This is a genomic window from Spirosoma pulveris, assembly GCF_054781875.1.
In genome coordinates, this window is record NZ_BAAGTO010000005.1 from 41,823 (window position 1) to 63,713 (window position 21,891).

Here is a 21,891-nt window from a genome sequence, read left to right on the forward strand (position 1 = left end):
CGATTTCTATCTTTAATTTGTAAAAAATTTTAAAATCTATTTTCCTGACCTTGCAACCAAGCCAATGACACCTACTGCTCCGCCTAAAACCCAAAATTATACCGGCCCACTGCTTATTATTGGTGCCCTTTTCTTTGTTTTTGGCTTCGTAACGTGGGTCAATAGCGTGTTGATTGCTTTTTTCAAGCAGGCGTTTAACTTAAGCACAGTAGGTTCTAACCTGGTCGCTTTCGCCTTTTTCATTTCCTATACGCTGATGGCCATTCCTTCGTCGGCGTTACTAAAGCGTACAGGTTTCAAGAACGGCATGTCGATGGGGTTGCTCATTATGGCCGTTGGCACCATTATTTTCGTGCCAGCGGCTAAAGCCGTTTCGTACCCCTTGTTTCTGGTGGGCTTATTCCTCATCGGTATTGGCCTAACGGTGTTGCAAACCGCATCGAACCCCTACGCAACGATTCTTGGGCCCCGCGAAAGTGCTGCTCAGCGTATTAGTTTCATGGGTGTTGCCAATAAACTGGCGGGGATTTTCAGCCAGTTTATTTTCGGTGGATTATTGCTGACGGGCGCTAACGCTGTTTCGGGAGCGGCTACGTTGGAGAAAGTAGTAACGCCTTACATGATTCTCACCGGTGTACTCATCTTGCTGGCGATTCTGATCCGTTATTCTAACCTTCCCGAAGTATCGGAGGAGCAGGACGACGCCCCTGCTGAATTAACGGCGCGGACCAGCGTTGGGCAGTTTCCTAATCTGGTGTTGGGCGTGGCAGCCATCTTTTGCTATGTGGGTGCCGAAGTTATTGCCGGAGATACGATTATCAACTACGGCAAAGCGATTGGCTTCACCAATGACGAAGCCAAATATTTTACGACTTATACGCTTTATGGCTTACTGGCTGGTTATATCCTTGGTATCGTAGCAATCCCCAAATACATCTCGCAACAAATGGCATTACGGGTTGGCTCCATCCTGGCCCTGATTTTAACCATGGGAGCAATTCTAACCGACGGCTTCACGTCTATTTTATGTGTTGCCCTGTTAGGTTTCGCCATTTCACCAATGTGGCCTGCTATCTGGCCGTTAGCCTTGGACCGCTTGGGTAAGTTTACCAAGATTGGGTCGGCGTTGTTGATTATGGGCATTTCGGGAGGGGCTTTATTACCATTGCTACATGGTTATCTGACCGATACCATCAGCGCCAAAATGGCCTACGCGCTGCTTTTACCTTTATTCGGCTACATTCTGTATTACGCTCTACTGGGTCATAAGAAGACCAACTGGTAATTAATCCCTAAAGGCAAGGGGCGCTAAGGTTTCGCAAGGACCGCAATGTTTAAGCGCTCTTTGAAAATCTTAGCGCTCTTTGCGTCTACTCATGACAATTTCCACTCCCGGCCGAATCTGCCTTTTTGGCGAACATCAGGATTATTTAGGGCTACCTGTCATTGCCGCGGCTATTTCACGCCGTATTCAGGTAACCGCGCAGGCAACCGACCAGCGTGGATTTCGGTTGAATTTGCCGGATATTCAGGACATTGTCGATATACCATTCGACGGACATGAATTGCCCTATCCGCAAATTCGGGACTATTTCCGTTCGGCGGTTAATGTGCTGTTGCGGGAGGGGTTCACTTTTCAGAAAGGGATTGACGGCGAGGTTCACGGCAATATTCCTATTAACTCAGGCACGTCAAGCTCATCGGCTTTACTTGTTTCCTGGCTCAATGTACTCACGCAGCTATCGGATCAGTCAACGAAGTTACCTGCCGAACGAATTGCTGAACTGGCCTATGTGGCAGAAGTACTGGAGTTCGGAGAGCCCGGCGGCATGATGGATCACTACTCAACGGCGGTTGGCAACGTCATTTATTTAGAGTCTCAACCCAAGATCCGGTTAGAAAAGCTGAGCCCGCCCTTAGGCGCTTTTGTGCTTGGCGATTCGCAGGAGCCAAAAGATACGATTGGCATCCTTAAGCGTGTAAAAGTTGGCATGCTGGCGATCATCAAGAACTTGAAAACCATCAATCCCCAATTCGCCCTTGAGACCTCAGACATTACCGAGGTATCGGAATTCAAGGATTTTCTGTCAAAAGACGAGTACATACTCCTGAAAGGCAACCTCTCGAACCGCGATATTCTGAGAGATGCCCTCTCCATGCTGCGCGCATCGGACGGTTCTGACAGAAACTTCGGCCACGTTCGTTTTGGCCAGCTTTTGAATGACCATCAGGCTAATTTGCGTGAAGCACAACGCATTTCGACACCGAAAATTAACCGTATGCTGGACGCAGCTCTCACGGCAGGTGCACTTGGGGGTAAAATTAATGGATCGGGCGGTGGTGGATGCATGTTTGTCTACGCACCCGAAAAGCCGGAAGAAGTGGCCGAAGCCATCGAACGGGAGGGAGGAAAAGCGTATGTCATCAATGTTGCCGAAGGAACGACGACTCTGGCCGACTAACAACTTGTCTTGCCCTTTTTGGGCGCTCCCATTTCTTTACCGAATCGTAGCGGCTCGCTGGGCAGGAAACCAGGACGTTAGGATGGTCATCACAATGGTTAACACGCCCGTTAGCAGAATATCACTGGTGTCAAGGCGTACGGGGTAGGAATCGATAATGGAACTTTCGGTACCCATGCGTATGAACCCATACCGCTCTTGTGCGAGGCAAATGCCAATGCCCAATAGCAGTCCGGCAAAGGCTCCGGTTAAGGCAATGATGGCGCCTTCTGTCAGAAAAATCCGGCGTACCATGGGCCGGGTAGCACCCAGCGCGTACAAAATCCGGATATCTTCTTTTTTCTCGATGACCAGCATGGAAAGCGAGAAAAATATATTGATCGATGCAACCAGAATAATGAACGAAAGTGTCAGGGCAGTGAATAACTTTTCGACGCGTATAGCTCTATAAAGATCTACATTCAGGTCATCCCGACTTTGTACGGTTAACTTTTCACCAACCACGTCCTGGAGCGCTTGTTTTACCTGAACTTCGTCGGTTCCGGGCCGTAGCTGGATTTCGATACTCGTTACCTCGTTGGGTTGATAGCCAAACAGGGTTTGTGCCGATGAAATAGGCGCCAGCACAAAGTTGTCGTACTTCGACTCGATAAAAAACACACCCGAAACCGTGAATGCTTCACGATTAAACGCATCCGGATTGAGTACGCTAAATGTCTGTCCGCTTTGTGGATACAGAATTTCGAGGGGTGTCAGAATATCAATCGGCGAGATGGTGAGATCACTACGAACACCGTCCGCTACAATCGCATAGTTAACCCCTTGTCGACGAAGCAGTAGTTTCCCTTCGAGCAATGCCGAGTCGAGTTGCTGTCGTTGCAGATAGTTATCGTCGACGCCCTTCAATCGAACAACTGTTTGTGCACTGCCATAACGGGCCAGTGCGTTATCCTGAGCAACGGTCGTCAGCAGATTTACCCCCGGTATCTTTTGCAGTCGATTTTTTAAATCAGGTGTCGCCATGAACCGCTTCCCCTGCTTCGGCGAAATGGTCATATCGGCCTCAAACGTCCTGAATATCTGCTGATTCAACTGCTCCATGCCGTTAAAAACGGACAGTACCACCACCAGCGCCATGGTGCCGACACCCACGCCAAGCATCGATAGAATAGACAGCCAGCTAATAAAACTGCGTTTTTTTCGGGAGAAGAAGTAACGACGGGCAATCCAGACGGGGAGATTCATAAATAGTAAATAGTGGCGTAAGTGATGTAGTGGAGCAGGTTAAGCAGGCTATCAATTGAATAACCCTTAATTTACCTACTACACTACTTCACCAATTACTCGTCTTCATCCTCTGCCGGAGCGGGCGGGATGTCGAGGCCGGAGAAAAGTTTATCCATCTTATCGGCATAATCAGCCGTATCGTCCAGGAAGAAATGTAATTCAGGAACAATCCGTAACTGATGGCGAACCCGGTCGCCGAGGTGTTGCCGGAGCACTTTGCCCTTCTCCTGAATCGTCTCCAGCAGCAACTGTTTATTCTTGGTAGCCAGAAAACTAAGATATACCCGCGCAACGCTCAAATCGGGCGATATACGCACGCTTGTGACCGTAATGAAGGCCCCATTAAACAAATGCGGCACATCGCGCTGAAAGATTTCACTTAAATCTTTCTGGAGCTGCCGGGATACTTTCTGCTGTCTTTTCGATTCCATACTATCGGTACTTGGGTACTAAACTGAACGGTCCAATGTGCTGAATGGTTTACAGGCAACCGGACCTATATACTGCAAATATCCGCCCATTTTTCCGTTCTGCCGAAATTGCCTGTAATTTTACCGTCGACTAGTGGTAGAGCGAGTTACTTCCTCGGCCAATTAGTCCCTGTATTTCCGAAAATTATTAACGGCTTCACTGCACTTTGCTACGCTTCTTCAACTCGTATTTTCCGTATCAGTACGTCAGTCTGCTGGGCTTATTGCTGCTCATTCGACTGCCTTTGTTGTTACATCCTTTTCCGCTGCTGATTCCTGAACTCAACTGGATGCTCGTTGGTGAGCAAATGAGTCAGGGAAATTTACTGTATCGGGACATATGGGATAGCATAAGCCCATTATCGGCATTAGTCTACTGGGGTATCAACAGCGTCGTTGGCCGGTCTACGCTGGTGCTTCACGCGGCCGCAACGCTGGTTTCCGTATTCCAGATCGTTTACTTTAACTACCTGACAAACAACCGGGACGTGTATCCGGACCGCACGTTTTGGCCAGGTTTGATCTATATGTTATTCATGCATCTGTCCTTCGATTGCCTCACGCTTTCGCCGGTATTGATGTCGACGAGTTTTTTGCTGCTGGCCTTTGGTACGCTGATCCGGCAAATGGAACGGCGGGGTGCTACCGATGAAGTGTTTGAAGTAGGGTTTTATATCGGCATCGCGGCCCTGTTCTACCTACCCTCGGCGCTGTTCATTTTGTGGGCCATTCTCTCGCTGCTGTTCTACACGGGTGCCACTTTTCGGCAGTATTCCTTGTCACTGTTCGGCTTTCTGTTTCCCTTTGCGGCTACGGTCCTGTTCTATTACCTGAGCGATAGCCTCGACGATTTCAACCGAAATCTGCTGTCGTCGGTATTCCGGGTCCGGCAGTATTCGCTCTCTGATTTCAAGTCGCTGATTGCCTCGCTGCTCATACCACTCGGGCTGGGCGTATTGGGATTTCTGAGCCTGTTCAATCGGGCGGGGCGCTACGTTAACTTTCAACAGCGGGTCCAGCAAATTATGGCTATCTGGTTTCTTTTCGCCTTTCTAACCATTGGCTTAATGCCCTTTTTAGCCCCCATGATGTTTCTGAGTTTTGTGCCGCCAATGGCCTATTTTGCGTTCTTTTACTTTGAGAACATTCGCAAAGCGTGGCTGGCCGAAATCACCTTTCTGATTGCTTTTTCGCTGATGCTTCTACTGTTTTATCAGGGTTCACTGGGTCTGATTCCCGGTTCCAACCTCGGCCGGCTGAGCAGTTTACAGGTTCAACCCTCTCCCCTGCCCGACAATATTACCAATCGGCGGGTACTGATCATTGGCGAAGACCTGAGCGCTTATCGGCATAACCGGTTAGCTACGCCCTATTTGAACTGGGATTTGGCCAAGTATGACCTTAAGAACCTGGACAACTACGAATCCGTCATCAATGTATTTGACCACTTCCGGCAAGATCCTCCCGACTACATTATAGACCGAGAAGAGGTGGTGGAAAAGTTGTTTCAACGCGCGCCAGCCCTATCGCTCCAGTACGAAAAAACGGCCTCTCCCGGCGTATACAAGCGTAAATAAGGTGTCATTTACAAAGTACCGTTGCCGACACTCGAAAAAAATCGTAAATCGTACTTCCTAACTCGTACATCTCTATGGCTGCGTCCTTTACCAATAAACGTACAAATCTTTACATCTTTTTAAGTGCGGTATTTCTGACGAATGCACTCATTGCCGAGATCATCGGCGTCAAAATTTTTTCGGCCGAAACTCTAGTTGGTACCAAGCCTGCCCAAATTCACCTTTTCGGCGATTTTATCCTTGATTTTAACCTCACTGCCGGGGCTGTCATTTGGCCGTTTGTGTTCATCACTTCCGATATTATTAATGAGTATTATGGAAAAGCGGGCGTTCGCCGGATTTCATTTCTCACAGCGGGTTTCGTTGCCTACAGCTTTTTAATTATTTACGCCGTTACAACACTGCCACCAGCCCAGTTTTGGCTCGATGTGAATGCGAAAGACAGCGCGGGAAATGCCATCAACATCAACAATGCCTTCCAGATGATTTTCCGGCAGGGACTCGGAATCATTATCGGGTCGCTTACGGCTTTTCTGATCGGGCAAATTCTGGATGTATATGTGTTCCATTCGCTCCGCAAGATTACGGGCAGCCGACAAATCTGGCTCCGCGCTACCGGTTCAACGCTCGTTTCGCAACTGGTCGATTCATTCGTCGTGCTTGGCATTGCATTTTACATATTCGGAAACTGGTCGCTTACCCAGGTTCTGGCGGTGGGCATTATCAACTACATATACAAAGCGACAACGGCCGTTATCCTGACGCCCTTGCTGTATGTAGCCCATTATTTTATCGACAAATATTTGGGTAAAGAACACGCGGAGGAACTGGCGAACGAATCGGCCATGAGTTCGTTTATGTAGTTTGTTAATACCGACCACCGGGCTTTCGCCGGTTGAGCTTTGTTTCCTGATCCATCAGCGGCAGTTGAACCGGACGTTGCGTTAGGCCGGTTGTATCAGTCAATGCCTTCAGAAAAGCAACAACGGCTTTTTGCTCCACAGCGGTCAGGTTAAGCGGTGCGTCGGGCAATGTCTGCCCGTCGAGCGGGATACCAATTCCTCTGCCCCCACCCCGGCTATAAAAATCAACGACCTGCTCCAGCGTTTTGTAAACTCCATTGTGCATGTACGGTGCTGTTAAGGCCACATTACGGACGGTTGGCGTTTTGAAGGCGAAGCGGTGAATATCTTTCTGATACGTACCAAACTTCCCGACATCTGTATCGAGCCGGGCGTTACGGATTTTAGGCGAACGGGGAGCACCAATAATTTCACTTTCCGTTTTCTCGTAATGTGGCGGCACGAAACCGTTAAAAATGGGGAAGAAGTGGCAGGTCGCGCACCGGGCTTTCCCCAGAAAAAGATTGAATCCCAATGATTCTTCCGCAGACAACGCCACCGAATCACCACGCAGGTAGCGGTCCGGGCGGGCATTTAACGCGGTAAGGCTGCGTATGTAAGCGGCCAGCGAATTTCGGACTGCCGGCGCCGTTAACCCGTTCGGGAAAGCGTCAGCAAACATCTTCCGATACCCGGCACTTGATGAAAGCTTGGCAACTACCTCCTCGGGCGATGTTCGCATTTCGTGCGCATTGCTCAACACATCGTGTGCCTGATCTTCGAGGTACAGCACACGGGAATCGTAAAACTGCGCATTTTGCAGACCGGCATTGATGAGCGTCGGGGCATTCCGAAGCACTTGTTTTCGACCTTTGAATGAACGGCTTCCGGCTCGGCCATCCGTAAATGCCCGCTCAGGCTGGTGGCATGACGCACAACTGCGAGCATTATTCCCGGATAAAAGCGGGTCGAAAAATAAAAGTCGGCCCAGGGCGACCTTTTGCGGACTGCTGACAAACTCACCAAAATTTATCAGGTAATCCGGCCGGAACGCCCCGGTATCGGAAAGCGTAGCCGTAGTTGACGACAAAAAGCGATTACGTGTCCCGGCAGGAATAGTCAGACTTTGATGCGCCTGTTTCAACGCCCGGCAGAGTGGATACAATTGTTGCCGGATGAACGATACCCGATCAAACGTCTCGAAGTTTGTGGCACTTCCCAATAGTTGAATGGCCTCGTTCCACCGGTTAGCTAGTTGAACCGCTGTTTCTGTCGGCAGTTGGGCGGCATAGGGGCGAAAGGCGTTTTGCAATGCCTGTAAGCTTACAGCGGCTTCTGCTATACCTGTTTTTGCTTCCGGAGCATCGTAACCGGTAATACCAAGGGTAATAATTCGGAACAGTTGTTGCTGAATAGCCGCCAGCAGGTCAGCGTCACGTAGCTTGCCCTCGGGAATACCTTGTTCGAGACGGGTTGAGTAGGCCAATAAAATGGTCAGTTCATGCGCGAGCTCGGCTTTACGGGCGGGGTTGTAATCCGGAAACAGGTACGGTTCGATAACCTGGAGTCCCGACGGCAGGATTGGCACCTGCCCCGGCTCATTTCCCTCTACCTCTACCACCGGCGGACCGTTAACGTGGCTTGCCAGAAACGGCTGGTAATATTCCAGCAACCACTCCATGCGCTTGTACGCTAACCGACTTCGCCTGAAAGCGGCCCTGAGCGAATCCTCTGGTGCATTTTTCGCCACATAGGCAGTCAGCTGGTCTACCTGCTGCCGGAATTGGGCATTATCGGCCAAAAACTGCTGATAAACCACTACGCCGTCGCTGTTGAGCGTGTTCTGTTTAGGCAGAAAAGCCACCAGAATCCCCGCAACAAGAAACAAACGAAGTCGTCGATACATATAAACGAATTAGGAAGTAGCTTGAAACGCACTATGGTTTCAGCACTCTGCGCCAGTTATCCAGCAGCACAGCGGTAGCAATACCAACATTGAGTGATTCGGCTTCGCCAAAGCGCGGGATTGTTACACGCTGGGTGACAAACGTACCGACTTCCGGCCGAATCCCGTTCGACTCATTCCCCATCACCAGATAGCCCGAAGTATTAAACCCAAGCGAGTGCACATCGTCACCATCCAGAAAGGCGCCGTACACAGAACTGGTAGCTTGTGCCAGCACCTGAGTAATGTCGCCGTACCACCAGTTGACTCGGGTGAAGGAGCCTTTACTAGCCGAAATAACTTTGGGATTATACACATCGGCTGTGGTTTCGGAACATAAAATCTTGCGCACGCCGTACCAGTCGGCAATGCGCAGAATGGTGCCGAGGTTACCGGGGTCACGAATATCATCCAAAATCAGGGCAATCTCATTGATACCAGCCAATAGCGGACGGTTTTCTTTCGTTCTGACCACAGCGAGCGCGGCATTGTTGCTTTCGAGGGTTCCGGCCCGTTCCAGATCGGCCACTGACGCAATTTCGACCGGCGTTCGTTGGTGGTCTGTCAGGTGTGCGTTTTCTTTGTAGAATCCTTCAGTCGCTACAACCAGTTCCGTCTGGAAATCGGATTGTAGCACTTCCTGAACGCTCTTGGCGCCTTCAACCAGAAAAGCGCCGTACTGATGCCGGTACTTTTTCTGGTGCAATGACTGAATATACTTAAGTTGATTTTTAGAAAGCATGAGAAAAATGTATGATATAGGCTGTAAGGTATATGACTGGTTGGCGGGCAATGCATCATATACCCTACATCATACATCGCGAATAGGCCTACTTCTTCTGGTTATTTCCTTGTCGGGCTGCCTGAGTTCTAGCCAGCTGCGCAAAAATGGATACATACTTACGTCGAATATGGTGCGGGGCAATAAAGCGATTCCCGATGAGGACCTGATCAGCCTGGTACCCCAAAAACCGAATCGACGCTTACTTGGCTTGCCGATCACAACCCAGTTGTGGCTGTACCAATGGGGCGCACGCCGGTACAACCGCGAAGAAGCCATCCGTGAATTACAGGCCAAAACTAATGAATTTGAACAGCAAAGCCAGCTGATAGCCGATCAGCCCAGGGAGCTAAAAAAACTTAACCGCCAGTATGGCCGTCAATTGAAACGCCTTCGGCAGAAAGCGGAAGAAGGAAATTGGGTTATGCGTAATCTGGGGGAGCCCCCCTCCTATTTCTCCGAAAAAGACGCCCAGGCTAACGCCGTCAAGATGCAGAAATACCTTGCTGACAAAGGCTTTTTCAATGCAAAAACGGGCTATGAGCTCGATACACTGCGCCGTAGCCAGATTAGAGTCAACTACCTCATAAACGAAAATGCGGCCTTTTACCTTCGCAACATCGTTTACGAAATTGCCGACCCGCGTGTGGACTCCATTGTCCGGCAATCGTTTGATAAGTCCCGGCTTCATACCGGCGACCGGTTCGATTTCGACAACATGTCGGGGGAGAAAGTACGTATCGAGACACTGCTGCGCGACCAGGGCTATTACGCTTTTTCCCGGCAGTATATCCGGGCTACGGACGTCGACACCGTACGACGGGGTAATGATCGTCGTTTCTTTAACGGCCTTGAACCCGGCGATTCTCTACGGCGTAATGTTGATGTAGTTCTTCAGATTGTAAACCCGCCGGGTCAATTGGCGCACCCAATTTACCACATTGGGGATGTTGAAGTCAGAATCAGCCCGGACGAAACACAACCAGCCGCTGCCCGCACGGCTTTGGATACCATCCGGCGCGATGGCATCACCTATCTGCTGGGTGGTCGTGATATTTCGACCCGGCTCTTAAGCTCTAAAGTTCTTCTGCGGCCAGGCCAGTTGTATAATCAAACTAATTACCGTGATACCCAACGGCAGTTGTTTCTGCTGAATCAATTTAAGTTTGTTAACCTCAACTTTACCGACACCACCAACCGACGGCTACGCACCCTCATTACAGCTACACCACTGGATAAATACGAAGCGACTGCGGAAGGCGGTGTGACAGTACTCTATCAGGGTCAGGGTGGTTACCCGGGTGGATTCGGCAGCCTGATTTTCCGGGTTCGAAATCTGTTTGGCGGCCTGGAAACCTTCGAAACAACCGTTCGCTTTGGCATTGAAGCACAAACGGGCTTCTTGACCAGCGCTACCAGCAATAAAGATGTATATAATTCAAAGGAGCTGGGTATTATAAGTTCCGTTACTTTCCCCCAGATTCTCTTTCCGGGACGGGCACGGTTTGTTTTCAGCCGTGCCAACCCCCGCACGCAGGTCAGCTTGAGTTACAACAACACTCTGCGTCCTGATTTCCGGCGGTCACTGCTACGCGCTACTATGGCCTATAACTGGCAACCCAGTCCGGTTAAGCAGTTTAGTTTTTTCATTGCGGATGTTAACCTCATCAATGCCAATTTCGATACAGAACTGGGGGCTCTTTTCAGGGCTCAACTGGATTCTCTGGGAAGACAGGGTAATACAATTGGGCTGAGCTTCAGGCGGTCATTCGCTTCAGGCATTAGCTTTGCGTACACATATAACACTAATACGGTTGGCCAGAACAAGCGGGCAAACTTCCTTCGTGCAGTCGTTGAGTCAGGCGGAACGACGCTCAACTTGTTCAAAGACGCTCAACTAAGCCAATTTTTCAACTCAAAAGACACCGTCTCTGGTCTCCAATACTATAAATACTTTAGAGTCAGTGCCGATTTCAGGCATTACGTCCCGCTCAATGCGCACACCACACTGGCTTTCCGCCTGAACTCTGGCTTGGTCTACAGTTATGGCTCCAACCGGACGGCTCCCTACGAAAAGCTATTTTTTGCGGGCGGCAGCAACAGCCTGCGTGCCTGGCTACCCCGTCGTTTGGGTCCCGGAGCCGATTACCCGCAGCCGTCGGCACTGGACCCCACCCAACCCGCCATCAAGGCCGGAACCGATCAGTTTTTGTACACCTTCGAGAAACCCGGCGATATGCTGATTGAAGGGTCCGCTGAGTTACGGGGCCGCTTGTTCCGACTTGGTTTTGCGGATATCAACGGGGCCGCTTTTATTGATTTCGGTAATGTATGGCGGTTGCCTTATAGCAATGCAAATAGCAGAGGGGTATTTAGGTTCGATTCATTCATCCCTCAAATTGCCGTTGGTACAGGCGTGGGCCTGCGTTTCGACTTCTCGTTTTTCATCATTCGATTCGATGGGGGTATTAAAGTCTGGGACCCGGCCCGCCAATACATAGACGGCGATAAAGGGCCGGTAGACAAGCGATTCCTGCTTCGCGAATTTTCACTCAGTAAACTCTCGAGTGGCCCTAACCCACTGATTATAAATTTTGGTATCGGTTATCCCTTTTGATTATTTATAGGTGATTCGTTATTTGTGAATGGTTTAGGCATTAACCGATAATTCAATCATCAACAATCAATGACCATCCTTAACGTATTTTAACTGTCAAATCCTGCCAAAATGACAGCATTATCGGGGCATTCTTCGTAATTTTGTAAAAAAAGTCGTTAGTCAATAGTCATCAGCCACGATCAAGGGTTCTTTGACTATCGACCAGCGCCTATTGACTAGCTATTTATGACGCTCATACCCGAATTAACCATACTGCAACCTGACGACAAGGAACACATCGACTTACCACGCACACTGGAAGATGAGTTAGCGGTTGGTAAAAAACGATTGTATATCGAAAGCTACGGTTGTCAGATGAACTTTGCCGACAGCGAAATCGTCGCAGCCGTGATGCGGAATGCTGGTTATGCCACCACCTCGTCGGCCGACGAAGCGGATGTCATTTTTCTGAATACGTGTGCCATCCGCGACAATGCCGAACAGAAAGTCCGGCACCGGCTCAAGCACCTCACCGGGCTGAAACGCCAGAAACCGGAGCTACTGGTTGGAATGCTCGGCTGCATGGCCGAACGCCTGAAAACGAAACTGCTGGAAGAAGAAAAAGTGGTCGACATTGTGGCAGGTCCGGATGCTTACCGCGATATTCCAAAGCTGGTCGAAGAAGCCGAATCGGGCCAGAAAGCGGTAAATGTATTTTTATCGCGTGAAGAAACTTATGCCGACATTTCGCCAATTCGATTGAATTCCAATGGTGTAACGGCGTTCGTTTCCATCATGCGCGGCTGCGATAATATGTGCAGTTTCTGCGTGGTGCCGTTCACGCGCGGTCGTGAACGCAGCCGGGACCCATACAGTATTGTCCGCGAAGCGCAGGATCTTTTCAACCAGGGCTATCGCGAAGTGACCCTGCTCGGGCAAAATGTGGACTCGTATAAATGGGTATCTGAGGATGCAGTATTAGAAGTTAGGAGCGAGGAGTCAGGAGTTGCTGACGCATCCCCTTTTGCTGACGCGTCAGCAACTCCTGACTCCTCGCTCCCTGCTCCAAATACGACAACCTTCGCGCACCTCCTCGAAATGGTGGCTCAAATCCACCCCGATCTTCGGGTTCGGTTTTCGACCTCGCACCCAAAGGATATTACCGACGACGTGCTGCATACTATGGCGCGCTACGACAACATCTGCAATTACATCCACTTACCCGCGCAAAGCGGAAACAGCCGGGTGTTAAAACTGATGAACCGGACCTACGACCGCCCCTGGTACATTGGCAAAATCGATCGCATTCGGGAAATTCTGGGAGAGGATTGTGGCATTTCGACTGATATGATTTCGGGCTTCTGCACCGAAACCGAAGAAGAACACCAGGATTCATTGTCGCTCATGGATTATGTGCATTACGACTATGCTTACATGTTTGCCTACTCTGAACGACCGGGGACACTGGCAGCAAAAAAATATGCGGACGACATTCCGGAAGATGTAAAAAAACGTCGCCTGAACGAAATCATTGCCCGGCAACTGTCTCACTCGGCCGAACGCAACCAGCGGCACATAGGTCAGGTACAGCGGGTATTGATCGAAGGAACGTCCAAACGATCCGACGATTTTCTTTGCGGTCGGAATGACCAGAATAAGATGGTCGTTTTTCCAAGAGGCAACCACCAGAAAGGCCAGTATGTCAACGTATTGGTTACTGAATGCACCTCAGCAACGCTGCGTGGAGAGGTTGTTAATGAATAATGGGTAATTGATAATGAGTAATGTAGAAGGGATAATGAGTAGTACACCCCGCTGTCGTGCTACTCCCCTATTTCCTGGTTTACACGCTTTGTTATTCTTTATTCATTGTACATTATTCATTAGAGTCAGTTATGAATCAACAGGAAATTCAAAGCGTCAAACAACGCTTCGGTATAATCGGTAATGCGTCTGGCCTTAACTACGCCATCAACGTAGCCATGCAGGTGTCGGCAACCGACCTCACCGTGCTCATTACGGGCGAAAGCGGCAGTGGTAAAGAATCATTTTCGAAGATCATCCACAGTCTGAGCGCCCGTAAACACGGTCAATTCATTGCCATCAACTGCGGTGCTATTCCCGAAGGCACCATCGACTCCGAACTGTTTGGCCATGAAAAAGGCTCTTTTACCGGTGCCGTAGATTCCCGAAAAGGCTATTTTGAAACGACCAACGGGGGGACTATTTTTCTCGACGAAATCGGCGAAATGCCCTTGGGTACCCAGGCCCGGCTCTTGCGTGTACTCGAAAACGGGGAGTTTATCCGGGTCGGTTCATCCAAGACCCAGAAGACAGATGTGCGGGTTGTGGCGGCTACAAACGTCAATTTGATGGAAGCCGTTGAAAAGGGCAAGTTCCGGGAAGATTTGTATTACCGGCTTAATACGGTGCCTATTTTTGTGCCGCCCCTGCGTGAGCGTGGCAACGACATCGAACTGCTGTTCCGTAAATTCACCACCGATTTCGCCGAGCGATACCGAATTAAACCGCTTCAGCTTACGGAAGGGGCCAAGCAAGTGCTGATCAATTATCCCTTCCCCGGCAATATTCGTCAGTTGAAGAATATTGCCGAACAGGTTTCTATCCTCGAATCGGAACAGAACAAACCCATTGAAGCGGAAACCCTGTCGAAGTACCTGCCTCAGCCGCAGCAGAGTAACCGTACCTTAGCCTTATTTCCGCAGGCAAACGGAGCCAATGGATCAGACAACTTCTCGGAGAGAGACCTGCTGTATAAAGTATTGTTCGACATGCGCCGGGATGTGAACGACCTTAAAAAACTCGTTCGCGATGTCCTGATGGGCAACGAACAGGATAGTGACCACATTCTGCACACGCATAAAGACCTGTTCGACTCCATCTCGCCCGATAGTGATAACCGCCCGCTGACCGATACCAACATCACCCGCCTGCTGCCAGCTGTCAATGGAACAACGCGAACGGATACCTCTCCACCCAGGAACGTAGTACCGCCCACCGAAACCTATGGCAGCCACCCGCCTGTACAGATTTTCGATGATGTTGACGGCGATATTAACGACTTGACCGAAGTGGAAGATGTTACGCACGAAACCGAGGAAGACGACTCACTTTCGCTCGAACGCCAGGAGAAAGAAATGATCCTGAAAGCCCTTCGGCGCAACAACAACAAACGAAAATATGCCGCTCAGGCACTCGGTATCTCCGAACGCACGTTATACCGGAAAATCAAACAGTATGAAATTGATGAAGAATAATTTCTCAATGAAAAATGGAAAATGGATATTGAATAATCCTAAGCGGTGGATGTCATTTCTGCTTTATACATTGTTCATTTTCCAGTGTACATTATTCCTGTCCTCCTGCGGAGTATATTCGTTCACAGGTACGACGCTATCACCCGATATTAAAACAGTTACGGTGAATAACTTTGTGCTGGCCACGGCGGGCGGACCAGCAAATTTGCCCCTAACGTTTAATGAAAAACTGAAAGAATATTACCAGCGATATACTAGCCTAAAAGTTGTCCCAAACAACGGCGATATGGTATTGGAGGGCAATATCACGGGGTACGACCTGCTGGCCGTCGCGCCAACAGCGCAGGACCAGGCAGGCGTTAACCGACTACAAATCACCGTCTTGGCTCGTTTTTATAACAATAAAGATGAAAGTAAGAACTTCGAACAATCTTTTTCTTTTTATCAGGACTTCCCGCAGGGGCAAACACTGAGCCAAAATGAAAGCCGTCTGGTACCGAAAATTTTGGACCAGATTGTACTGGACATATTCAACAAGACAGCGGCCGACTGGTAAAAAGTTACCAGTTGTAAGAACGATTTACAAGCTAAAGAAGTAATTTCGCATGGTTGTTCCCTGGCAAAGCCTGCAAAAGCAACTCATCCAATATAAATTGTAAATCGTAACTTAATTCGTGCTTCCACTCGACAAAGAAACATTTTCGTACTGGGTCACTCATCCCGATGACCTTGCTCCTATCGACTTTACCCAGCTTCAGGAAAGTCTGGCCGTATATCCATACTGCCAAACTTTACATACATTAACCGCTAAAGCCGCGTCGATTCACCAGCGGGGTCAGGCTGTTTCCTGCGTGCGACTAGCGGCCGCACACGCCTTAAGTCGTAATGCCCTCAGAAAGTTAATCGATAACGAATTTCAATGGTCTGAAAACCTACTGACCAAGTTGAATGAGCTATCGGCCAAACATGTTCCAATTCCCGACGATTATCAACAGGAAAGTTATGCGCTCTTCAAATCCAGAGCGGGTCTGGGCAATGGCTTTCCTAAGTTAGCGCTCCTACGATTACCCGGCCAGTATGATGGCTCAGCGGCTAGCGAACACAATGAACTTCCTCTTACAGTACCAACACCTGAAGACCCTACACTGGTCGAAACAAATTTGAAAAATGATCTTGAACAGATTGCAGAAGCAATTCCCAGTCAACCGATTCTTTCTGCAGCTGACATTGAACGCCAGCGTCAACTCGATCTGATTGACAGCTTTATAAAGAAAGAACCCCGTATATCGCCGGTACGCGGCAAGCCGGGTGAAGTACTTGAACAGGAAGACCTGACCAAGCGAAATAAACCCGTTTCGGGTAGCTTGGTTACCGAAAGTTTCGCTAAAATTCTTGAAAAGCAAGGCAAAATTGATAAGGCTATCGAAATCTATAAGAAGCTGATAGTGAAAACTCCAGAAAAAAATGCGTACTTTGCGGCAAAAATCAGTGAATTAAAAAGAGCAGCAGAGGACTCAACTGAGTCATAAAGAAGCTGCTATCACTTGATTTGTATTTACTCTTAACTGTTTAACGCACCGGCGACCCGGTGACAACCGAATTCATGGTAACGGCAACTATTGTCATCATTTGTATTCTCACCGTTCTTTTGATTCTAATTGTACTTATTCAGAACTCAAAAGGCGGAGGACTAGCCGGCGAATTTGGAGGCTTAGGCTCTAACCAACTCATGGGCGTGAAGAAAACCACCGATTTGCTTGAGCAGATTACATGGGGTCTTGGCGTTGGTGTCATGGTGCTGTCACTGGCATCGTACATCATGATCGACCGCAATCAGGCAACCGGCATTAACAGTGCAAACGTAGATCGCGCACAAACGCAGACCTTACCGGGTGCGGCTGCGCCAACACCTGCGCCCAGCGCAGCCAACGGGGCAGCGCCTAGTCAGGCAGCTCCGGGTGCTGCTACGCCAGGTGCATCTACTTCGGCGTTAACGCCACAGAAGTAACGTTTGCCCAAAACTAGCCAAACAAAAAGAGCCATATCCTTTAGGATATGGCTCTTTTTGTTTGGCCGTACCAGAACTAGGCTACAGCCTGGGCCAGTAACTGCCGGGCGATAGGTAGTAAGGTCTCCTGTACAGGGTACATTTTTTTGCTCTCCAGCATAAACGTTGCCGGATTAGGCATGTGCCGGTGACGACGTATCAAATCGAGCTTAATATTTTCGAATGTATTGACCAGGCTTTTCCGGACAGCCTCCACAAAGCGCAGTTGAATCAGCCGTCCGCCCGGCTCCTGATCGGAATATAACGTCATACAGTAGTAGTAAACCTGCATGTCTGCCTGGTTGCTGGCATGAAGAAAGAGATAACCCTCTTCCGGCCGCAGGGGCAGTAATCCTACCGGAGCTAATGTCAGGGATTGTGCAATATCGGCCCAGCGCTGCTGCCCCTCGGTTAGCATGGCCTGAAAACGGGGCAAGGCAAAATCCATTATGGCATCCATCTCTGCCATCAACGCAGAATCCGTTACCTCGGATTTATATTCGATTCGGGGCGGTGGACCAGTAACTCGGCTAACACGTTTGGGGAACGCAGCATTTAACGTACCTTTGCCCCTCGAAAAACGAATGCCAGCGTCGTAATGGCTGCGTAGTTCAGGTAGATCCGGCCAGAGTTTGTGTTCCACGAAGTTCTGCTGAACAGCCTGTAAGTATGCCAAGACGACATATTTCTGATATTCGGCATCAAGCCAATTTTGCGTAAACCAGTCGGGTTGTAATTTTTTCATATACTGTAAAAATTCATTCTCAGGTGTATGCTTTTGTTAAACTAACAAACAGGCGGCAAACTGCCAAATTCTATACATTCAAATTCCTGAGGTGACCGAAGGAAATTTAGCGAAAGATAAGAATGGCAGTATGTCAGGCTTAAACCTGAAAATTTGGCAGTTTACAGCATTGGCACAGTAATTGGCGATCGAGAATCGTCGTGTAAGTAAAAAACACAAACAGTTTAAAACCTTAATCAACTCATTATCATGGTAGCAGAAACGGAAAGCGTTAAAGTAAACGTGAAACCGCTGGCCGACCGGGTGCTGGTAGAAGCAGCCCCTGCCGAAGAAAAAACCTCGTTTGGTATTATTATTCCAGACACGGCAAAAGAAAAACCCCAGCGTGGTACGGTCGTCGCCGTTGGTGCAGGCAAGAAAGATGAGCCGCTGACGGTTCAAGTGGGCGACACGGTGCTGTATGGCAAATATGCCGGTACAGAAATCACTGTCGATGGCAAAGAGTACCTCATCATGCGTGAATCAGACATTTTCGCAATTCTGTAAGTAGAAGGCATAATGCCCAATGACTGATTTGTAATAATGCAAAAGCATTATTTACATTTTTCGTTATCGATTCTACATTTTTCATTCTACATTTCTCCAAAACAATGGCTAAGAAAATATTTTTTGATACCGAAGCGCGTGAGCGTATCAAGAAGGGTGTCGATACCCTTGCCGACGCAGTTAAAGTAACTCTCGGACCAAAAGGCCGGAACGTTATCCTGGATAAAAAATTCGGTTCGCCGGTTATCACCAAAGATGGTGTGACGGTAGCCAAAGAAATTGAACTGAAGGACGCCATGGAAAACATGGGTGCTCAGTTAGTAAAAGAAGTTGCATCGAAAACCGCTGATTCGGCTGGTGATGGTACCACGACGGCTACCGTGTTAGCCCAGGCGATCTACTCGATTGGCGCGAAAAACGTAGCTGCTGGTGCTAACCCAATGGACCTGAAGCGTGGTATTGACAAGGCCGTTCTGGCTGTTGTTAAAAACCTGGCTGAGCAGGCACAAACCATCGGCGACGATTTCGGTAAAATCGAACAGGTAGCTACCATCTCGGCTAACCACGACGAAGAAATCGGTACGATGATCGCCGAAGCCATGAAGAAAGTAGGCAAAGAAGGTGTTATTACGGTTGAAGAAGCTCGCGGTACTGAAACGGAAGTTAAAACCGTAGAAGGTATGCAGTTTGACCGTGGTTACCTGTCTCCTTACTTCGTGACCAACACCGAGAAAATGGAAGTTGAACTGGAGCGCCCGTTCATCCTGATTTCGGAAAAGAAAGTGTCGTCGATGAAAGAGCTGCTGCCCGTTCTGGAGCAGGTTGCTCAAACCGGCCGTCCGTTGCTGATCATTGCTGAAGATGTTGATGGTGAAGCACTGGCTACGCTGGTAGTTAACAAAATCCGGGGTGCCCTGAAAGTAGCTGCCGTTAAAGCTCCTGGCTTTGGTGACCGTCGGAAAGCTATGCTGGAAGACATCGCTATCCTAACGGGTGGTCAGGTTATCAGCGAAGAGCGCGGTTTCAAACTGGAAAACGCTTCCATCGAATACCTGGGTCAGGCTGAGAAAATCCTGATCGACAAAGACAATACAACTATTGTCAATGGTGTTGGTGAGAAAGAAAATATCTCGGGCCGCGTCAATCAGATCAAAGCTCAGATTGAAAACACGACATCGGACTACGACCGCGAGAAATTGCAGGAGCGTCTGGCCAAACTGTCGGGTGGTGTGGCTATCCTCTACATCGGTGCTGCTACCGAAGTAGAAATGAAAGAAAAGAAAGATCGCGTTGACGACGCGCTGCACGCAACCCGTGCCGCCGTTGAAGAAGGTATCGTAACCGGTGGTGGTATTGCGCTGATCCGTGCTATCTCTGCTCTGGATAGTATCACGACGATCAACGAAGATGAGAAAACCGGTGTTAACATTATCCGTGTCGCCCTCGAATCACCTCTGCGTACGATCGTAGCCAACGCTGGTGGCGAAGGTTCAGTTATCGTAAACAAAGTGAAAGACGGTCAGGGCGGCTTTGGTTACAACGCCAAGAACGACACGTTTGAAGATCTGTTCACAGCTGGTGTAATCGATCCGAAGAAAGTAACCCGTCTGGCACTGGAGAACGCAGCGTCTATCGCCGGTCTGTTATTGACAACCGAGTGTGTGATTGCTGACGAGCCGGAAGAAGCTCCAGCCGGTGGTGGCCATGGTCACCCAGGCGGTGGCATGGGCGGCATGATGTAGTCTAAACCGCTACAGCGACCCAGCTGAATTTCCCTAATTTGCAAAAGGCCTCTGATCTCACGATTAGGGGCCTTTTTTATGTAAGGATAATATAAGCAGAACTGTGTTTGCGCATGTGTAGTTTTAGTAGTGAACAACAGTCGGATTGTTTAGTCTATAAAGGAACAGCACAGGGTTTATGAAGAGATTCTTTTCAACAGAAGCTATTTTACCAGATTCTGGCCTTGCTCTTGTAAGAGTTATAGTCGGCTTGTTTCTGGTATATCACGGATGGGAGGTATTTGATACAGCCAAGATGCGGGAGTATGCAGCGTGGGATGATTTTAAAGAGTCTTCTTACCCTTTAGTTATGGTCTATCTTGGAAAAGGGTCTGAGTTTGTGGCGGGTGTGCTGCTCACCATGGGTTTGCTAACCCGTCTAGCCTGTCTAATCGTGGCTGGCACGATGCTTTACATCACCTTCTTTATTGGTCACGGCCGGTTCTGGTATGAAGATCAGCATCCGTTTTTATTCGTGCTGCTAGCCTTGGTTTTCTTTTTTACAGGAGCGGGCAAATGGAGTGTAGATGCCCTTATCAATCCTTTACATCAGCAGCGAAAAGGCTAAGTGCTATACGAGCTAAAGCCTGAAATTGAGGTTTTTTTTTACAACTATAGGCAAACAAAAAAGCCAAGCGAGACACTCTCTTGGCTTTCTGATTTACTCAACGTTATGAAAAACTTTTCTTTTCGACACAATAATAAAACAAAATCCTCGAAAATTGATTCTTTTTCTTAAATATTTTTTACCTTAAAAATAAACGTGCTGAAAATCAATCCCTTACAGGCGAATAAATACTTAGTCATATAAAGCAGCATAAGTACATATACTCAAATCGCTACATCTGCCTTTTACTAATCATGTAAATAAAAGTCCATCCCGAATCGTCACGGTCCGGTCGGCGAGGGCCGCCAAGGCTTCATTATGCGTTACAATTATGAACGTTTGGCCGAGTTCATCCCGTAGGCGAAAAAACAGTTGATGCAGCTCTTCGGCATTACGCGAATCGAGGTTACCACTCGGTTCATCGGCAAAGACAATAGCCGGTTCGTTGATCAGCGCACGCGCTACCGCAGCCCGTTGCTGTTCTCCTCCCGATAATTGCGATGGCAAATTTGTCAGACGGTGTCCCAACCCAAGTGTTGTCAGCAATGCTTTAGCCCGCTCCCGAACAGCCTGTTCGTCTTTACCGGCAATGAACCCTGGCAGGCATACATTTTCCAATGCCGTGAATTCTGGGAGAAGATTATTGAATTGGAAAACAAAGCCAATTCGCTCATTTCTAAATTGAGCCAGTTGCCGGTCGTTCAGCGTGAACACATTTTGTCCGGCAATGTGTAGTGTACCGGAATCGGGCCGATCGAGCGTGCCGAGAATTTGCAGTAAAGTCGTTTTTCCCGCTCCGGATGCCCCCACAATGGAAACTACTTCACCGGGTTCGATGGTTAAATTGATGCCTTTAAGAACAGGGAGATCACCGTAGTTCCGGCGTATATCAGTCGTTTGAAGAAGGGGATTCATCAAGAATGA

19 protein-coding genes are annotated in these 21,891 nt (G+C 48.8%); 13 read left to right on the forward strand and 6 right to left on the reverse strand.

Going from position 1 to position 21,891, the window contains the following annotated elements:
• The first annotated feature begins 64 nt into the window (after positions 1-64).
• Together ACYVJM_RS18030 and ACYVJM_RS18035 are read left to right on the forward strand one after the other, a co-directional pair.
• Positions 65-1,285: a sugar MFS transporter gene (locus ACYVJM_RS18030; protein WP_461149627.1), complete on the forward strand. Its 1,221-nt coding sequence runs from the start codon at positions 65-67 to the stop codon at positions 1,283-1,285.
• Positions 1,286-1,376: 91 nt separating this feature from the next.
• Positions 1,377-2,462: a mevalonate kinase family protein gene (locus ACYVJM_RS18035; protein ID WP_461149628.1), complete on the forward strand. Its 1,086-nt coding sequence runs from the start codon at positions 1,377-1,379 to the stop codon at positions 2,460-2,462.
• A 36-nt stretch (positions 2,463-2,498) separates the two neighbouring features.
• Here the strand turns inward: ACYVJM_RS18035 and ACYVJM_RS18040 are convergent, their stop codons facing one another.
• Positions 2,499-3,707, reverse strand: a complete 1,209-nt coding sequence (locus ACYVJM_RS18040) for an ABC transporter permease (protein ID WP_461149629.1) — start codon at positions 3,705-3,707, stop codon at positions 2,499-2,501.
• 95 nt (positions 3,708-3,802) lie between these two features.
• Entirely contained in the window at positions 3,803-4,180 is a 378-nt protein-coding gene (gene rbfA, locus ACYVJM_RS18045) for a 30S ribosome-binding factor RbfA (protein WP_461149630.1), read from the reverse strand.
• 206 nt (positions 4,181-4,386) lie between these two features.
• Between rbfA and ACYVJM_RS18050 the strand changes: the two genes are divergently transcribed.
• Together ACYVJM_RS18050 and ACYVJM_RS18055 are read left to right on the forward strand one after the other, a co-directional pair.
• Positions 4,387-5,796, forward strand: a complete 1,410-nt coding sequence (locus ACYVJM_RS18050; protein WP_461149631.1) for a hypothetical protein — start codon at positions 4,387-4,389, stop codon at positions 5,794-5,796.
• A 74-nt stretch (positions 5,797-5,870) separates the two neighbouring features.
• Complete coding sequence (locus ACYVJM_RS18055; protein WP_461149632.1) at positions 5,871-6,659, forward strand: queuosine precursor transporter; 789 nt, start codon at positions 5,871-5,873, stop codon at positions 6,657-6,659.
• Between the two features lie 4 nt (positions 6,660-6,663).
• Here the strand turns inward: ACYVJM_RS18055 and ACYVJM_RS18060 are convergent, their stop codons facing one another.
• Positions 6,664-8,544 carry a cytochrome-c peroxidase gene (locus tag ACYVJM_RS18060; protein ID WP_461149633.1) on the reverse strand — a complete coding sequence of 627 codons (1,881 nt, stop codon included), beginning with the start codon at positions 8,542-8,544 and terminating at the stop codon, positions 6,664-6,666.
• A 31-nt stretch (positions 8,545-8,575) separates the two neighbouring features.
• Complete coding sequence (locus ACYVJM_RS18065; RefSeq protein WP_461149634.1) at positions 8,576-9,325, reverse strand: TrmH family RNA methyltransferase; 750 nt, start codon at positions 9,323-9,325, stop codon at positions 8,576-8,578.
• On the opposite strand from ACYVJM_RS18065, the gene tamL reads away from it, so the two are divergent.
• The 6 genes from tamL (at position 9,324) to secG (ending at position 17,249) form a co-directional block, all read left to right on the forward strand.
• Positions 9,324-11,981, forward strand: coding sequence for a translocation and assembly module lipoprotein TamL (gene tamL, locus ACYVJM_RS18070; RefSeq protein WP_461149635.1), 2,658 nt, complete (start codon positions 9,324-9,326; stop codon positions 11,979-11,981). The two genes, ACYVJM_RS18065 and tamL, sit on opposite strands and share 2 nt — an antisense overlap.
• A 228-nt stretch (positions 11,982-12,209) precedes the next feature.
• Entirely contained in the window at positions 12,210-13,727 is a 1,518-nt protein-coding gene (locus ACYVJM_RS18075) for a MiaB/RimO family radical SAM methylthiotransferase (RefSeq protein WP_461149636.1), read from the forward strand.
• A gap of 131 nt (positions 13,728-13,858) precedes the next feature.
• Positions 13,859-15,241 carry a sigma-54 interaction domain-containing protein gene (locus ACYVJM_RS18080; RefSeq protein ID WP_461149637.1) on the forward strand — a complete coding sequence of 461 codons (1,383 nt, stop codon included), beginning with the start codon at positions 13,859-13,861 and terminating at the stop codon, positions 15,239-15,241.
• 7 nt (positions 15,242-15,248) lie between these two features.
• A complete protein-coding gene (gene lptE, locus ACYVJM_RS18085; RefSeq protein WP_461149638.1) occupies positions 15,249-15,797 on the forward strand; it encodes an LPS assembly lipoprotein LptE in 549 nt (182 codons plus the stop codon).
• 388 nt (positions 15,798-16,185) lie between these two features.
• Entirely contained in the window at positions 16,186-16,770 is a 585-nt protein-coding gene (locus ACYVJM_RS18090; RefSeq protein ID WP_461149639.1) for a hypothetical protein, read from the forward strand.
• A gap of 74 nt (positions 16,771-16,844) precedes the next feature.
• A complete protein-coding gene (gene secG / locus ACYVJM_RS18095; RefSeq protein ID WP_461149640.1) occupies positions 16,845-17,249 on the forward strand; it encodes a preprotein translocase subunit SecG in 405 nt (134 codons plus the stop codon).
• A 76-nt stretch (positions 17,250-17,325) separates the two neighbouring features.
• Here secG and ACYVJM_RS18100 read toward each other — a convergent pair whose 3' ends face one another.
• On the reverse strand, positions 17,326-18,033 hold the full coding sequence (locus ACYVJM_RS18100; protein ID WP_461149641.1) for a hypothetical protein: 708 nt from the start codon (positions 18,031-18,033) through the stop codon (positions 17,326-17,328).
• 249 nt (positions 18,034-18,282) lie between these two features.
• On the opposite strand from ACYVJM_RS18100, the gene ACYVJM_RS18105 reads away from it, so the two are divergent.
• From ACYVJM_RS18105 to ACYVJM_RS18115, 3 genes are all read left to right on the forward strand, one after another.
• Positions 18,283-18,579 carry a co-chaperone GroES gene (locus ACYVJM_RS18105; protein ID WP_012925587.1) on the forward strand — a complete coding sequence of 99 codons (297 nt, stop codon included), beginning with the start codon at positions 18,283-18,285 and terminating at the stop codon, positions 18,577-18,579.
• Between the two features lie 104 nt (positions 18,580-18,683).
• Positions 18,684-20,321, forward strand: a complete 1,638-nt coding sequence (groL, locus tag ACYVJM_RS18110; RefSeq protein WP_461149642.1) for a chaperonin GroEL — start codon at positions 18,684-18,686, stop codon at positions 20,319-20,321.
• Between the two features lie 178 nt (positions 20,322-20,499).
• Positions 20,500-20,928, forward strand: a complete 429-nt coding sequence (locus ACYVJM_RS18115) for a DoxX family protein (protein WP_461149643.1) — start codon at positions 20,500-20,502, stop codon at positions 20,926-20,928.
• 291 nt (positions 20,929-21,219) lie between these two features.
• Here ACYVJM_RS18115 and ACYVJM_RS18120 read toward each other — a convergent pair whose 3' ends face one another.
• Complete coding sequence (locus ACYVJM_RS18120; RefSeq protein WP_461149644.1) at positions 21,220-21,882, reverse strand: ABC transporter ATP-binding protein; 663 nt, start codon at positions 21,880-21,882, stop codon at positions 21,220-21,222.
• Positions 21,883-21,891 lie beyond the last annotated feature (9 nt).